Genomic DNA, 13,102 nt, shown 5'->3' on the forward strand with positions numbered 1-13,102 from the left:
CCGTTGGCCGCCTTACCGCGGCCAGGCGTTGGCGATCGTGCAGAACAACCGCGCCGTCTGCTCGGTGTCGTACACCGCGCTGTGTGCCTCGTTGGCGTCCCAGCCCAGCCCGGCCGCGTTGGCCGCGCGTGCCAGCACCGTCTGGCCATAGGCGATGCCCGCCAGGGTGACTGTGTCGAACACGCTGAACGGATGGAACGGATTGCGCTTGTGCCCGGTACGGGCAACCGCCGCGTTGACGAAGCCCAGGTCGAAATGGGCGTTGTGACCGACCAGGATCGCGCGCTGGCAGCCGTATTTCTTCATCGCTGCACGCACCGGGGTGAAGATGTGGTCCAGCGCCGCTTTCTCTTCCTTGGCCAGCCGGAACGGATGGTCGAGGATGATGCCGGTCACTTCCAGCGACTTCGGGTCGATCTCCAGACCCTCGGCCGGTACCACATGGGCGCTGGCGGTCTGGCCGGGGTAGAGCAGGCCGTTCTCGTCCATCTCGATCGGCACGGCGGCGATTTCCAGCAGCGCATTGCGCTGGCTGTCGAAGCCGCCGGTTTCAACATCCACCACCACCGGCAGGAAGCCGCGGAAGCGTTGTGACATCGCGCGCTGCGCCTGGGGTACGTCGGAAACAGGGGCGGCGGCAGGTGCGGAAGTGGGGTCAGTCATATACGGATTCTAGCAGAGCGACCCTGAGCGCCCGGGATCCTGGTAGGTGCCAACCTTGGTTGGCACACTGCGCACTGACCAAGGTCGGCGTCTACCGGAGCGCGGGCCGCGCCGTGGGGCCCGACGGATACCACCGTGCCAGCGCTGCATCCACGCTCAGTCGCCCGGCGCCGGTGAACAGCAGCGGTAGCAGCATCGCCATGAACAGCAGCGGCAGTTTGAAGTTGCCAAAGCCCTGGTCACTGATCGCATAGCCCATCGCCAGGTCGCCCAGCGAGCTCCACTCGGTTGGCCAGTGCACCGCGTACGTCGCCACGACCGTCAGCACCAGCAGGCTGGCGGCGGCAAAACGGGTACCGAAGCCGAGCAGCAGGCAGGCTGCGCCCACCAGCTCGAACCAGGTGGCCAGCTGCCAGTTCAGCGCAGCGGGCAGCTGGTCGAAGGGGAAGGGGAACGCGCCCTGCAGGTCGGCGAACCAGTTCTCGCCGTGCAGTTTCTCGCGCCCGGATTCGAAAAACTCCCATGCCAGCAGCACGCGCAGGCCAAGCGGCGCCAACCATGGGGCGAAACGGTCCAGCTGGCCGCGGGCGGCGGCCAGGGTCGGGGTCTTCATGGATGAGTCTCCTGGAAGGGGCGTCAGGGTGAAGCGCGGAGTGGGCCGATCACGCCAGCACGCAGGAACTGCAGCAGCAGTTGCGCACCCGGGGCGGCCAAAGTCTCGGGATCGAGGTGGTGCAGGGCGGCCAGTTGCTGCAGCTGTTGTTGGCCGGTAGCGCCGGGCGCCTCGCCGATCAGGGTCAGCAGATGCACTGCCAGACTGGTCAGGGTGGCAAAGCGTACCGCGCCATCGGCATCGCGCCGCACCAGCAGGCCGGTGGGCTCTGCCGGCGGTTGCAACGGTGTATCGTCGCTACCCAGTTGATGCACCGGCCAGCGATACAGCAGCGGCCAGGCCAGTGGCGAGCGCCGCAACGGCACCTGCAACGGATCGACGTCGCCCGGTTCCGGCAGCGGATCAGCCTGCAGCTGGTACAGCGCAGTCTCCACCCACTCGTAGTGGGCCAGTTCGGCGAGCGCTGGATGCGGCAGCTCCGGTTGCACCTGCAGCCACTGCACGAACTCGGCAGCCAGCTCGGTGAACAGCGGCGCCTGGCAGCGATGGCTGGCGAAATAGTGGCGTACCAGCGCACTCCAGGCCGGTTCGCCAAGCAGGCGCACGCAGACCGGGAAGCCGTTGCTCAACAACCCCAGCAGATTGTTGAACAGCAGGCGTTCGTACACCGCCACCCGACGCGGGTCCATGCCGGGCGGTGCCGGTACCTGCGCCGGGTCGCGCAGGTGTGCGGTGAACGCGTGCTGCTGGCTGCGCAGTCGTTCGGGGGCATCAGCCATGGGCGGCTCCGGCATGCAGGGCCTGCAGGCGGTGAATGGTCTGCAGTTCGCCCCGCAGCTCGGCGTAAGGCGGGAAGTTGAAATCGCGTTCGAGCAGGGTAGGGCGTGGGCCGATACGCGCGTAGGTGCGCGCCAGCAGGTCCCACACCGGGTCGATCACCGGGCTGCCATGGGTATCGATCTTCAGGTCCGGAGCGTCGTCCAGGTGCCCGGCCACGTGCAGGCAGACGATGCGCTGCGCGGGCAGGCCGGCAATGAACGTATCGGCGTCGTAGCCGTGGTTGCAGGCATTGACGTAGACGTTGTTGACGTCCAGCAGCAGATCGCAGTCGGCCTCGGCCAGCACCGCATTGGTGAAGGCCAGTTCGTCCATCATCGGGTCCGGGGCCAGGTAGTACGACACGTTTTCCACGGCGATGCGGCGGCCGAGGATGTCCTGCACGCGGGCGATGCGTGCAGCGGTGTGGCGTACTGCTTCATCGGTGAATGGGATCGGCAGCAGGTCGTACAGATGGCCCTCGTCGCTGCAGTAGCTCAGGTGTTCGCTGTACAGCGGCACCCGGTGTTGCTCAAGAAAGGCACCCACCTGCGCCAGCAGCTGGGTATCCAGCGCTGCGCTGCCACCCAACGACAACGACAGGCCATGGCAACTCAGTGGATGGCGCGCCGCCAGTTCGGCCAGCGCGTCACCGGCGGGGCCGCCAACACCGATCCAGTTCTCCGGCGCGCACTCGAGGAAATCGAAATCGCCGGCGGGTGCATCGCGCAGGTTCTGCAGCAGGGCGCGGCGCAGGCCCAGGCCCACAGCCGCCGCGGGAAGCGGCGACCGCGGGTGGACGACGCCGGTGAGGACGTCAGTGCTTGGCACCGCACTTGCCTTCGCCGCACTTGCCTTCGGCCGACTTCTTGTCGCCGCCGGACTTGGCCTTGGTGTCCGCACCGGCCGCTGCCTTGCCCTTGTCGCCGCCGCACTTGCCTTCAGCACTCTTGCCGGCGGCGCCACACTTGCCTTCGGCATGCTTGGCCGCGTCGGCGGATTTCGCATCGGCCGCCTTCGCGTCGGTGGCTTTGGCCGCCTGGCCGGCAACCAGATAGCCCTGGGCGAGGTCGCTCATGCTCAGGGCCGAGGCGGAGGCGGTCATACCCAGGCCTGCGGCCAGGGCGGTAGCGGTCAGCAGGGACAGCGTCTTGTTGGAGGTGCTCATCGGTCGTGCTCCTGGGTGGTGGGCGGGTGCCCGTGGTGAAGCGATGGTGCAGCGATCCTACTCAACGAATCCTCGCCGGGAATTCAAATTTTCGTGAGAAGTATGACAACACCAACAAAAAGGCCGCTGTCGCGAGGACAGCGGCCACCCTGGAGTCGAATCCGGTGTTGCAGTGCAGTATCAGATATCGCCGGCGCTGGAGGTCTCGTCGCGCTTCTGGCGCGGCGGCAGCGGCTGTTCGCCGTGCACCAGGAACCACACGTTCTCGGCGATGTTGGTGGCGTGGTCACCCACGCGCTCCAGGTTCTTGGCCATGAACAGCAGATGGGTGCACGGGGTGATGTTGCGCGGGTCTTCCATCATGTAGGTCAGCAGCTCGCGGAACAGTGCGGTGTACTGCGCATCCAGGCGGGCGTCGTCCTCGCGCAGTTCAAGTGCCGCATCGGCATCGTTGTCGCGGTAGGCGGCGATGGCGCGGCGGACCTGCTGCGCAGCAAGGCGGCCGAGCGAGCGCAGGCCCTGGATCTGCGGCAGCGGCGGTACCTTGCCCAGCGCGATGGAGCGCTTGGCGACGTTGGCCGCGTAGTCGCCGATGCGTTCGATATCGGCCGGAATGCGCAGGCCGGCAAGGATCTCGCGCAGGTCGCGTGCCATCGGGCCACGAAGCGCCAGGCGCATCACGTCGTGGCTGATCTGCTGTTCCAGCGAATCGATCGCTTCATCGTTGGCGATGATGCGATGGGCGGCGTTCTCGTCGCGCTTTTCGATGACGTCCATCGACGCCTCCAGCTGGGCGACGGCCATCTCGCCCATGCGCACGATTTCGGCCACCAGGCGCTGCTGCTCTTCGTCGTAGCTTTTGACGATGTGGTCGTTGGGAAGGTTCATGTTCTGCAATCCAGGTAGAGCCAGGCCGCGCCTGGCTGGGACATGTGGCGATGCGTCAGCGCCGATCAGCCAAAGCGACCGGTGATGTAATCCTCGGTCTGCTGCTTGGACGGCTGCGAGAAGATCACTTCGGTGCGGTCGTGCTCGATCAGGTCGCCCAGGTACATGAAGGCGGTGTAATCGGACACGCGTGCGGCCTGCTGCATGTTGTGGGTGACGATCACGATGGTGTACTCGTGCTTCAGTTCTTCCACCAGCTGCTCGATGCGGCTGGTGGAGATCGGATCCAGCGCCGAGGTCGGCTCATCCAGCAGCAGCACCGACGGGCGCAGGGCCACGGCACGGGCGATGCACAGACGCTGCTGCTGGCCACCGGACAGGCCCAGCGCGCTCTGGTTGAGCTTGTCCTTTACTTCGTCCCACAGTGCGCCCTGGCGCAGTGCGTGCTCGACACGGTCGGCCATGTCCGCCTTGGACAGCTTCTCGTGGTGGCGGATGCCGTAGGCCACGTTCTCGAAGATGGTCATCGGGAACGGCACCGGCTTCTGGAACACCATGCCGACCTTGCTGCGCAGGCGGTTCATCGGGTACTTCGGCGACAGGATGTTCTCGCCGTCGAGGATCACCTCACCGCGCGCTTCCAACTTCGGGTACAGCGCGTAGATGCGGTTGAAGATGCGCAGCAGGGTCGACTTGCCGCAACCGGAAGGACCGATCAGCGCGGTCACGCGCTTTTCCGGGATCTCCAGGTTGATGCCCTTCAGGGCATGGAACTTGTCGTAGTAGAAGTCCAGTCCACGCGCGGCGAGCTTGACCGGTGCCGGAGCGTGCAGGTTCTCGTGCGAGGCCGGCACCACGATGCGCTGCATCGGCACGGCGTTGGAAAGGTCGTTCATGGCGGTATCCACGGAAAGGTCAGTCATGGGAGATACGGTTGCGCAGCAGGAAGCCGCGAGCGGCGAGGCTGACCAGCAACACGAAGACAGTCAGCACCAGGGCACCTGCCCAGGCCAGCACCTGCCAGGATTCATACGGGCTGCCGGCGAACTGGTTCATCACCACCGGCACCGAGGCCATCGGCTGGAACACGTTGCTGTTCCAGTACTGGTTGCCGAAGGCAGTGAACAGCAGCGGTGCGGTCTCGCCGGAGATGCGAGCCAGCGCCAGCAGGATGCCGGTGACGATGCCGGCAGATGCACTGCGGTACAGCACCTGCACGATCACCTTCCACTGCGGGATGCCCAGCGAAAGCGCGGCTTCGCGCATCTGCGAAGGCACCAGGCGCAGCATCTCGTCGGTGGTACGTACCACCACCGGCAGCACGATGAAGGCCAGCGACAAAGCACCTGCGAAAGCGGAGAAGCTGCCACCGGTCTGCATCACGTACAGGGTGTAGACGAACAGGCCCAGCACGATGGACGGCGCCGACAGCAGGATGTCGTTGACGAAGCGGACCACGGTGCCGGCCTTGCGGGCGTTGCCGTACTCGGCCAGCCAGGTGCCGGCCAGCACGCCCAGCGGGGTGCCGATGCCGATCGCCAGCGCGCACATCACCGCACTGCCGAAGAAGGCGTTGGCAAGACCGCCTTCCTGCATCGGCGGCGGTGTCATCTTGGTGAACAGATCCAGGTTGATGCCGGCCAGGCCCTTGGAGGCCAGGGTGAACAGGATCCAGCCGAGGAAGAACAGGCCGAACAGCGCAGTGGCGCAGGACATCGCGATGGCGATGACATTGCCGATGCGGCGGCGCAGGTACAGGGAGTCAGCGGTGCTGGACATCAGTTGCCCTCCTTGCGGGACAGGCGCATCAGCATCAGGCGGGCAATGGCGAGCACGATGAAGGTGACGATGAAGAGGACGAAGCCGAGCAGCAGCAGCGCCGAGCGGTAGGTTTCAGTGGCCTCGCCGAAGTCGTTGGCGATCAGCGCGGCGATGGTGGTGCCCGGTTCCAGCAGCGACGGCGACAAGCGCACGCTGTTGCCGATCACGAAGGCCACGGCCATCGTTTCGCCCAGTGCGCGGCCGAGGCCGAGGAACACGCCACCGATCACCGCCGAGCGGGTGTACGGCAGGACGATGTCCCAGCTCACTTCCCACTTGGTGGAACCCAGCGCGTAGGCCGATTCCTTCAGGCGCGTCGGCACGGTCAGGAACACTTCGCGCATCACCGAGGAGATGAACGGGATGACCATGATCGCCAGCACGAAGCCGGCGGTGAGCATGCCGATGCCCAGCGGCGGACCCTGGAAAACCGGGCCGATGATCGGCCATTCGCCCAGGGTTTCGTTGAGGAACGGAGTGACGTACTCGGTCATCACCGGCACCAGCACGAACAGGCCCCACATGCCATAGATGATCGAGGGAATGCCCGCCAGCAGTTCGATGGCGGTACCGACCGGACCCCGCAGCCAGCGCGGTGCCACTTCGGTGAGGAAGAAGGCGATGCCGAAGCTGACCGGCACGGCGATGACCATCGCGATCAGCGCGGTAACCAGGGTGCCGTAGATCGGGGCGAGGGCGCCGAATTTGTTTTCGACCGGATTCCAGTCGGAAGAGAAGAAGAAGCTCAGGCCCTGCACCTGCAGGGCATGGCGACCACCCCACAGCATCGACAGTGCGGCGCAGGCCAGTGCGATCAGGACGAAGATGACGGTGCCGACCAGCACCCATCGGAACAGTTTGTCGTTGCGGGCATCACGCGTATCACGCGTGGACGGGGCGGCTACAGGCTGGGCGATGGCATTCATGGGGACGGCAGGGCCAGGAAGGGGCGGGGCAGCACGATGTTCAGGAGACGGTGCCCGCACGTGGCGGGCACCGTCGGGTCCATCACTTCAGTTCGGTCGCCCAGTAGGCTTCGATCTGCTTGACCAGCTCGGCCGGCAGCGGCACGTAGTGCAGTTCGTTGGCCTGGGTCTGGCCGCTTTCGAAGGCCCACTTGAAGAAGGCCAGCGCATCCTGGTTGCGCTTGGCATCCTTCGGCTTCTTCTGCATCAGCATGAAGTTGGTGGCGGTGATCGGCCACGCCTGCTCGCCCGGTGCGTTGGTGATGACCAGGTTGAAGTCCTTGGCGCTGGCCCAGTCGGCGCTGGCGGCAGCGGCGGCGAAGGTTTCAGCGTTCGGCTGCACCCAGGTGCCGGCAGCGTTCTGCAGCGAGGCGTACGGCATCGCGTTCTGCAGGGCGTAGGCCAGTTCGACGTAGCCGATCGAGCCCTTGATCTGCTTCACGTACGAAGCGACGCCTTCATTGCCCTTGCCACCCACGCCGTCCGGCCACTGCACCGAGGTGCCTTCGCCGACCTTGCTCTTCCACTCCGGGTTGACCTTGGACAGGTAGTTGGAGAAGTTGAAGGTGGTGCCCGAACCATCCGAACGGTGGACGATGGTGATCTTGCCGTCCGGCAGGGTCACGCCCGGGTTGGCGGCGACAATGGCCGGGTCGTTCCAGGTCTTGACCTTGCCCAGGAAGATGTCGGCGAGCAGGGCGCCACTGAGGCGCAGCTTGCCGGCTTCCAGGCCGTCGATGTTGACTACCGGGACCACGCCGCCGATGGCCGACGGGAACTGGGCCAGGCCGGCCTGGGCCAGCTCGTCGCTGCTCAGCGGCTTGTCGGACGAACCGAAATCAACGGTACCGGCCTTGATCTGGGCGATGCCACCACCGGAACCGATCGACTGGTAGTTGATCTTGGCGCCGGTGGCGGTGTTGTAGTCGGCCGACCACTTGGACACCAGCGGGAAGATGAAGGAGGCGCCAGCACCGGAGACCTCAGCGGTCACCTTGTCGCCGGCAGCGGCCGGAGCGGCGGCGCCGTCGGCGGCCGGCTGCTGTGCGGCCTGCTTGTCGCCACCGCAGGCAGACAAGCCCAGGGCGATGGCCAGGGAAAGGGCGGCAAGGCTGGCCGAGTGCAGTTTCATGGTCACTCCATAGCGGGGTAGAGCCGACGGTGTCGGCGGATGCGGCTATGAAATGATGTTTTTGTTACAACCGTATGACGTCCATGACAGAGGTGTCCTGGATCACGTTCTGGCAAGGGTTTCGGCGGATTCACGGTTGGCCGCCAGGGCGGCTGACGGCGCCAACTGCGCTTCTGCGCGGTTCCCGGCCCGGCGGCGCATTGCCGTTGCCCTTGCATCTGCTCCTGCCTTCCATGACCCCACCGCGCCCCCGATGGACTGTCGGAAGGCGGTGGGTCGGGGTGCGCAGGACCGTCCACGGCATGGATGCCGTGGCCGAGCCCCCACGGACGGGTTCACGGCGTGTCCTGCGCAGCCCGGCCCATCGCCGCAACAACACATCAACGGAAGCGCAGCGCTCTTCCCGACCAACCCAGCAAACCAACCGCACAAAAAAGAAGAGCGCCGGACCCCGAAGGATCCAGCGCCCGGTGGGGCCGGCGAGGGAGAGAGGACCCGCCGACCCCGTTCCTGCGGGGGAACGCCTTGCAACGAAACTCAGTACTTCAGGTTCTGCGTCCAGTAGGTCTCGATCTGGCGCACCAGCGCGTCCGGCAGCGGCACGTAGTCCAGCTGCTTGGCCTGCGCATCGCCATTCTTGTAGATCCAGCGGAAGAACTCCTGGGTGGCCTTGGCGCCCGCCACGTTCTTCGGCTGCTTGCGCACCAGGATGAAGTTGGTGGCGGTGATCGGCCATGCTTCAGCGCCCGGGGCGTTGGTCATCACCAGGTAGAAGTCACGGGCGTTGGCCCAGTCGGCGCTGGCCGCTGCGGCCGAGAACGAGGCGTCCGACGGCTGCACGATCTTGCCAGCCGCGTTCTTCATCGCCGCGTAGGACATCTTGTTCTGCAGCGCATAGGACAGTTCGACGTAGCCGATGCCGCCCTTGATCTGCTTCACATAGGCAGCAACGCCTTCGTTGCCCTTGCCACCGATGCCGGCCGGCCACTGGACCGACGTGCCTTCACCGACCTTGCTCTTCCACTCCGGGCTGACCTTGGACAGGTAGTTGACGAAGTTGAAGGTGGTGCCCGAACCGTCCGAGCGATGGACAATCGTGATCTTGCCGCTGGGCAGGGTCAGGCCGCTGTTCAGCGCGGCGATGGCCGGGTCGTTCCAGGTGGTGATCTTGCCCAGGAAGATGTTGGCCAGGGTCGGGCCGTCCAGCTTCAGCGCGCCCGGGGCGACGCCAGCGACGTTGATCACCGGCACCACGCCGCCGATCACCGACGGGAACTGGGCCAGGCCTGCGGCAGCCAGCTCTTCCGGCTTCAGCGGCGCATCGGACGAGCCGAAGTCCACGGTCGCGGCCTTGATCTGGGCGATACCACCGCCGGAACCGATCGACTGGTAGTTGACCTTCTTGCCGGTGGCGGTGCTGTAGTCGGCCGACCACTTGGACATCACCGGGTAGATGAACGAAGCGCCCGCGCCGGTGACATCGGCGGCGTTGGCGGCGAACACGGACGACGCGGCCAGAATGGCGACGGCGGCGCGCGACTTGAAGGCGTGGATCACGGGAGAGACTCCTGGGGTGGTCGAGGGGCGGCTGCCCGACGTTTCGGTGCACATTCCATAACGGTTCCATGACACGCCCGCGTCTGTCATATGACGCGAACGTGACAGCCGTCATGGCGCTGCCGAAGCCTCCCTTTCAGAGCCCACTCAGCGCCTCCGGAACGGCATAACGCCCGTTGCTGGGCAGCAGTGTCCAGCGCTGCGCGGGAGCCGTCGTGTCGGTTGCATGGCAGTCGTCGCCCGCAGCGACGCTGATCGTATCGGTGCGCTTTTCGCGCACCAGGATCGGTGCCAGGCCAGGCGCATCAGCCTTTCCTATTTCCAGCGTGCGCTCGAAGCGGCTGAACTCGCCGGCGCAGCGCGTATCCCATTCGCCGCGACTGCCGCTGACCGCCAGCGGCGCAAGCACCCGGCGCAGCTGCCGGCCATCGCGCACGAACAACTGCAGTTCGGTCTGCGCGAACGGGTTGGGGCCTGAGCTGCCGCTGTAGTCCATGCGCACGCCAAACGCGCGGGTGGCCGGGTCCAGTTGCCAGCGTGCCGTGTCCAGGTGGAGCCCGGTGAAGCGCAGCGCATCGCTGCTGACCGCATCGGCCACGCGGGTCCAGGCCAGCGGCTGGCCACTGGCGGTATCGATCAGCAACAGGTCCAGGTCGCCACCGCGCACGTCTTCCGAGGCGGGGGCGGTCCATTGGGCGATGGCCAGCAGGATCGTGCCGGGCTGCGCGGGCCACGCACGGCAGGCGGTGCTGTCGGCATCGGTAAAGCCTGCCGTCACTGGCAACGCGCCAGCCGGCAGCTGTCGATACGCGGCGTCGCGCACGGCCTCTGCATCGTCACACGCGAGCGCGGTGGCGGGGAGGGCGGCGAGCAGGGCAGCGCATAGCAGGCGGCGCGGGCGGGGGAAAGCAGGCATCCCGAAGGTCCATGTCGACAGGGCAGGGCATCATCGCGCGCCCATCGCTTGCCTACAACGACGAAGGCACGGCCGGAGCCGTGCCTTCGTTCGAACGCGTGCTTCCGGTCTTACCAGAAGAACTGCGCGCGGGCTTCCAGGATGTTCGGATCGTCGTTGACGAAACCACGGGCGGTCGAGTTGTACTTCTTGCTGTCGACCATCACGTAGTTGAGCATCAGCTTGAAGTTCGAGCGCCAGTACCAGTTGGCACCGACGGTCCAGATGTCCATCTTGCCGCCGAGCACGCCATCGACGATCGGCGGACGGCCGGCCACCGGGTTGGCGGCGAGGTTGCCGTCGTTCAGATCCATGTGGTCGTAGCGCACGCCCAGCTGCCACTGGCCGCCAGCCGGGTTGTTCGGCAGGCCGGTGCCCGGGGTGCCACCCTTGTAGCTCCAGGTCTCGCCGGTGACGTTCCACACGCCGCTGACGTAGTAGCCGTCACTGGTGTAGTTGTCGTTGGCCATGCGCTTGGCCTTGCTGGTGTAGTACTCGGCCTGGGCCTTGAACGGACCCTGGAAGTACATCGCTTCGGCGCCGATGGTGCTGACGCGGTCGGTGTCGACCAGGTTGCCGCTGTCGACCAGGCGCGCGGTGGCCAGGTCAGCGTTCGGGCGGGCACGCACGCGCAGGGTGTCTGCGTCGGTGTCGTAGTTCACGTAGCTCAGGCCGAAGTGCAGGACCTGGCCCTTCTCGTTGATCGGGGCCCAGGTGCCACGTGCGCCGTAGCCGCTGCCGTGGGCCAGGTTGCGGGTCAGCTCGCGGCCGAAGGCGCTGGCGGTGACCGACCAGTTGTCCTGGCCGTAGCTGTACGCGCCGCCGAGGCGACGGGCAATGGCATAGGTGTTGGTGACCGCAGCCTTGGAAATGAAGTCGTTGTTCTTGGTGCTGGACAGCTCTTCCAGGCTGTTGGGCTGCTTGAACTGGCCGACCTGGATGAAGTGGTTGGCGTTGCCCAGCAGCTTGTACTTCACGTTGGTGTCGAGGAACTTGTCGGCCTTGGCGTCATAGCCGACCACCCACTCCACGTTGCCCGGGCCCTTGCCCTTCAGCACCAGCTCGGCGCGACGCAGTTCGAATTCGCTGTTCTTGCCGTTGCCGGCGTCACCGCCGTTGAGGTCCACGACGTCATTGTCGTACCAGTTGCCGTCGGCCTGGACCAGGCCTTCGAAGGTGATTTCCGAACCGCCGATCACATCGATGGCGACTTCGGCGTGGGCGGCCGGCACATACAGCGCAGCAGCCACGGCGACCGTCAGGAGTTGGTGATGCAGTTTCATGGAGAGGAGCCTTGCAGGCAGGTGGGAAGATGCGCGCAGGCTAAAACGTGAAGATTGCGTAAATGTGACAGTTCGCGCACGGCCGCGATCCGCCGCAGGCCCCGTCACGGCTGGGCCTGCCATTGAAACCGGTTACGTATGACGCCCGGATTGCGCCCCGGTTGCAGTAGATCCACGCCATGCGTGGATGGTTTTTCGCGCATCCACGTCTTGCGCGGATACCGCCATCACTCGGCGATGGTCTTGTCCTTGAACCGGCAAAGATCGGCAATCACGCACCCCGGGCAATCCGGTTTGCGTGCTTTGCACACGTACCGTCCGTGCAGGATCAGCCAGTGGTGCGCATCGAGCAGGAACTCGGCGGGAATCGCTTTGACCAATCGGTCCTCGACCTCGCGCACGTTCTTTCCCGGCGCAAGTCCGGTGCGGTTGGCGACACGGAAGATATGCGTATCCACCGCCATCACCGGTTCGCCGAAGGCGGTGTTGAGCACCACGTTGGCAGTCTTGCGACCAACACCGGGCAGGGCCTCCAGTGCATCGCGATCACGCGGCACTTCGCCGCCGTGCTTCTCCAGCAGCAGCGCGCAGGTGGCGATCACGTTCTTCGCCTTCGCGTTGAACAGGCCGATGGTGGCGATGTACTTCTTCAGTCCCTCTTCGCCCAGGGCGAGGATTTTCGCCGGCGTGTTGGCAACCGGGAACAGGCGACGGGTGGCCTTGTTGACGCCGACGTCGGTGGCCTGCGCGGACAGGGCGACCGCCACCAGCAGTTCGAAAGGCGAGCTGTATTCCAGCTCGGTCTTCGGATGCGGGTTGAGTTCGCGCAGGCGGGTGAACATTTCCACCACGTCGGCGCGCGGCATCGTACTGCCGCGGCGCGCAGGTGCGCGCGCGGTCTTCTTCGCGGTCGCCATTACAGCTCCTTGCCGGCGGCGCGGGCCTTGGCCCGGGCGAGGATGGCGGCCGCGGCGGCGGGCAGGGCCGGTTTCGCGTCCGGCGCCGGTGCGGGCGTCCGACGCGCATCACGCTCGGCCTCCCGGTCGGTGCCTATACCCTTTCCCCAGCCCCCGAGCCCCTACTAGGTCACGTATGCCGTCTTCTGCTGGAAAAAAAAAAAATCAACACCAACACCTCATACTTTATATTCACGGCCAACATTTCCACTCTATCTCTATCTCCGTTCCAGTGCATCGCGTCTGTGTGTTCTTCTCCATCTTATCATTGCTGCACACATTTTT

At 65.6% G+C, this 13,102-nt stretch carries 14 protein-coding genes; all 14 read right to left on the reverse strand.

Annotated elements, in window-relative coordinates:
• Nucleotides 1–12: 12 nt before the first annotated feature.
• Nucleotides 13–597, reverse strand: coding sequence for a ribonuclease T (rnt, locus tag ACQ5SA_RS08765; RefSeq protein WP_012510544.1), 585 nt, complete (start codon nucleotides 595–597; stop codon nucleotides 13–15).
• A 157-nt stretch (nucleotides 598–754) separates the two neighbouring features.
• Nucleotides 755–1,276, reverse strand: a complete 522-nt coding sequence (locus ACQ5SA_RS08770; RefSeq protein WP_312110588.1) for an HvfX family Cu-binding RiPP maturation protein — start codon at nucleotides 1,274–1,276, stop codon at nucleotides 755–757.
• A gap of 23 nt (nucleotides 1,277–1,299) precedes the next feature.
• Complete coding sequence (locus tag ACQ5SA_RS08775; RefSeq protein WP_499313996.1) at nucleotides 1,300–2,055, reverse strand: HvfC family RiPP maturation protein; 756 nt, start codon at nucleotides 2,053–2,055, stop codon at nucleotides 1,300–1,302.
• A complete protein-coding gene (locus tag ACQ5SA_RS08780; protein WP_499313997.1) occupies nucleotides 2,048–2,923 on the reverse strand; it encodes an HvfB family MNIO-type RiPP peptide maturase in 876 nt (291 codons plus the stop codon). Before ACQ5SA_RS08780 ends, ACQ5SA_RS08775 begins: the two co-directional genes overlap by 8 nt.
• Nucleotides 2,910–3,260, reverse strand: coding sequence for an HvfA family oxazolone/thioamide-modified RiPP metallophore (locus tag ACQ5SA_RS08785; RefSeq protein WP_499313998.1), 351 nt, complete (start codon nucleotides 3,258–3,260; stop codon nucleotides 2,910–2,912). The genes ACQ5SA_RS08780 and ACQ5SA_RS08785 overlap by 14 nt, the downstream gene beginning before the upstream one ends.
• A gap of 180 nt (nucleotides 3,261–3,440) precedes the next feature.
• Nucleotides 3,441–4,148, reverse strand: coding sequence for a phosphate signaling complex protein PhoU (gene phoU, locus ACQ5SA_RS08790; RefSeq protein WP_108267825.1), 708 nt, complete (start codon nucleotides 4,146–4,148; stop codon nucleotides 3,441–3,443).
• Between the two features lie 65 nt (nucleotides 4,149–4,213).
• On the reverse strand, nucleotides 4,214–5,044 hold the full coding sequence (gene pstB, locus ACQ5SA_RS08795) for a phosphate ABC transporter ATP-binding protein PstB (protein WP_025875381.1): 831 nt from the start codon (nucleotides 5,042–5,044) through the stop codon (nucleotides 4,214–4,216).
• A 19-nt stretch (nucleotides 5,045–5,063) separates the two neighbouring features.
• The gene (gene pstA / locus ACQ5SA_RS08800) at nucleotides 5,064–5,927 is read right to left on the reverse strand and encodes a phosphate ABC transporter permease PstA (protein WP_108267823.1); all 864 of its coding nucleotides are present in this window, start codon (nucleotides 5,925–5,927) and stop codon (nucleotides 5,064–5,066) included.
• Nucleotides 5,927–6,895, reverse strand: coding sequence for a phosphate ABC transporter permease subunit PstC (gene pstC / locus ACQ5SA_RS08805; RefSeq protein ID WP_499313999.1), 969 nt, complete (start codon nucleotides 6,893–6,895; stop codon nucleotides 5,927–5,929). The genes pstA and pstC overlap by 1 nt, the downstream gene beginning before the upstream one ends.
• Before the next feature lie 82 nt (nucleotides 6,896–6,977).
• On the reverse strand, nucleotides 6,978–8,066 hold the full coding sequence (gene pstS, locus ACQ5SA_RS08810) for a phosphate ABC transporter substrate-binding protein PstS (protein ID WP_099819984.1): 1,089 nt from the start codon (nucleotides 8,064–8,066) through the stop codon (nucleotides 6,978–6,980).
• Nucleotides 8,067–8,603: 537 nt separating this feature from the next.
• A complete protein-coding gene (pstS, locus tag ACQ5SA_RS08815) occupies nucleotides 8,604–9,623 on the reverse strand; it encodes a phosphate ABC transporter substrate-binding protein PstS (protein WP_499314000.1) in 1,020 nt (339 codons plus the stop codon).
• Nucleotides 9,624–9,759: 136 nt separating this feature from the next.
• Nucleotides 9,760–10,539 carry a PA3715 family protein gene (locus ACQ5SA_RS08820; RefSeq protein ID WP_499314001.1) on the reverse strand — a complete coding sequence of 260 codons (780 nt, stop codon included), beginning with the start codon at nucleotides 10,537–10,539 and terminating at the stop codon, nucleotides 9,760–9,762.
• A 110-nt stretch (nucleotides 10,540–10,649) separates the two neighbouring features.
• Nucleotides 10,650–11,861, reverse strand: coding sequence for an OprO/OprP family phosphate-selective porin (locus ACQ5SA_RS08825; protein ID WP_230110438.1), 1,212 nt, complete (start codon nucleotides 11,859–11,861; stop codon nucleotides 10,650–10,652).
• Nucleotides 11,862–12,088: 227 nt separating this feature from the next.
• Nucleotides 12,089–12,778 (reverse strand): endonuclease III, encoded by a 690-nt coding sequence (gene nth / locus ACQ5SA_RS08830; RefSeq protein WP_230110437.1) that lies wholly within the window; start codon nucleotides 12,776–12,778, stop codon nucleotides 12,089–12,091.
• Nucleotides 12,779–13,102 lie beyond the last annotated feature (324 nt).

This window comes from Stenotrophomonas indicatrix, assembly GCF_050573115.1.
Classification (GTDB): domain Bacteria; phylum Pseudomonadota; class Gammaproteobacteria; order Xanthomonadales; family Xanthomonadaceae; genus Stenotrophomonas; species Stenotrophomonas lactitubi_A.

What these genes read in the sequence shown, in the direction of transcription:
- ACQ5SA_RS08820 (WP_499314001.1), bottom strand. Translation starts at nt 10,539, where the DNA reads ATGCCTGCTTTCCCCCGCCCGCGCCGCCTGCTATGCGCTGCCCTGCTC.
- phoU (WP_108267825.1), bottom strand. Translation starts at nt 4,148, where the DNA reads ATGAACCTTCCCAACGACCACATCGTCAAAAGCTACGACGAAGAGCAG.
- rnt (WP_012510544.1), bottom strand. Translation starts at nt 597, where the DNA reads ATGTCACAACGCTTCCGCGGCTTCCTGCCGGTGGTGGTGGATGTTGAA.
- ACQ5SA_RS08825 (WP_230110438.1), bottom strand. Translation starts at nt 11,861, where the DNA reads ATGAAACTGCATCACCAACTCCTGACGGTCGCCGTGGCTGCTGCGCTG.
- pstB (WP_025875381.1), bottom strand. Translation starts at nt 5,044, where the DNA reads ATGAACGACCTTTCCAACGCCGTGCCGATGCAGCGCATCGTGGTGCCG.
- pstS (WP_099819984.1), bottom strand. Translation starts at nt 8,066, where the DNA reads ATGAAACTGCACTCGGCCAGCCTTGCCGCCCTTTCCCTGGCCATCGCC.
- pstC (WP_499313999.1), bottom strand. Translation starts at nt 6,895, where the DNA reads ATGAATGCCATCGCCCAGCCTGTAGCCGCCCCGTCCACGCGTGATACG.
- ACQ5SA_RS08770 (WP_312110588.1), bottom strand. Translation starts at nt 1,276, where the DNA reads ATGAAGACCCCGACCCTGGCCGCCGCCCGCGGCCAGCTGGACCGTTTC.
- ACQ5SA_RS08775 (WP_499313996.1), bottom strand. Translation starts at nt 2,055, where the DNA reads ATGGCTGATGCCCCCGAACGACTGCGCAGCCAGCAGCACGCGTTCACC.
- ACQ5SA_RS08785 (WP_499313998.1), bottom strand. Translation starts at nt 3,260, where the DNA reads ATGAGCACCTCCAACAAGACGCTGTCCCTGCTGACCGCTACCGCCCTG.
- nth (WP_230110437.1), bottom strand. Translation starts at nt 12,778, where the DNA reads ATGGCGACCGCGAAGAAGACCGCGCGCGCACCTGCGCGCCGCGGCAGT.
- pstA (WP_108267823.1), bottom strand. Translation starts at nt 5,927, where the DNA reads ATGTCCAGCACCGCTGACTCCCTGTACCTGCGCCGCCGCATCGGCAAT.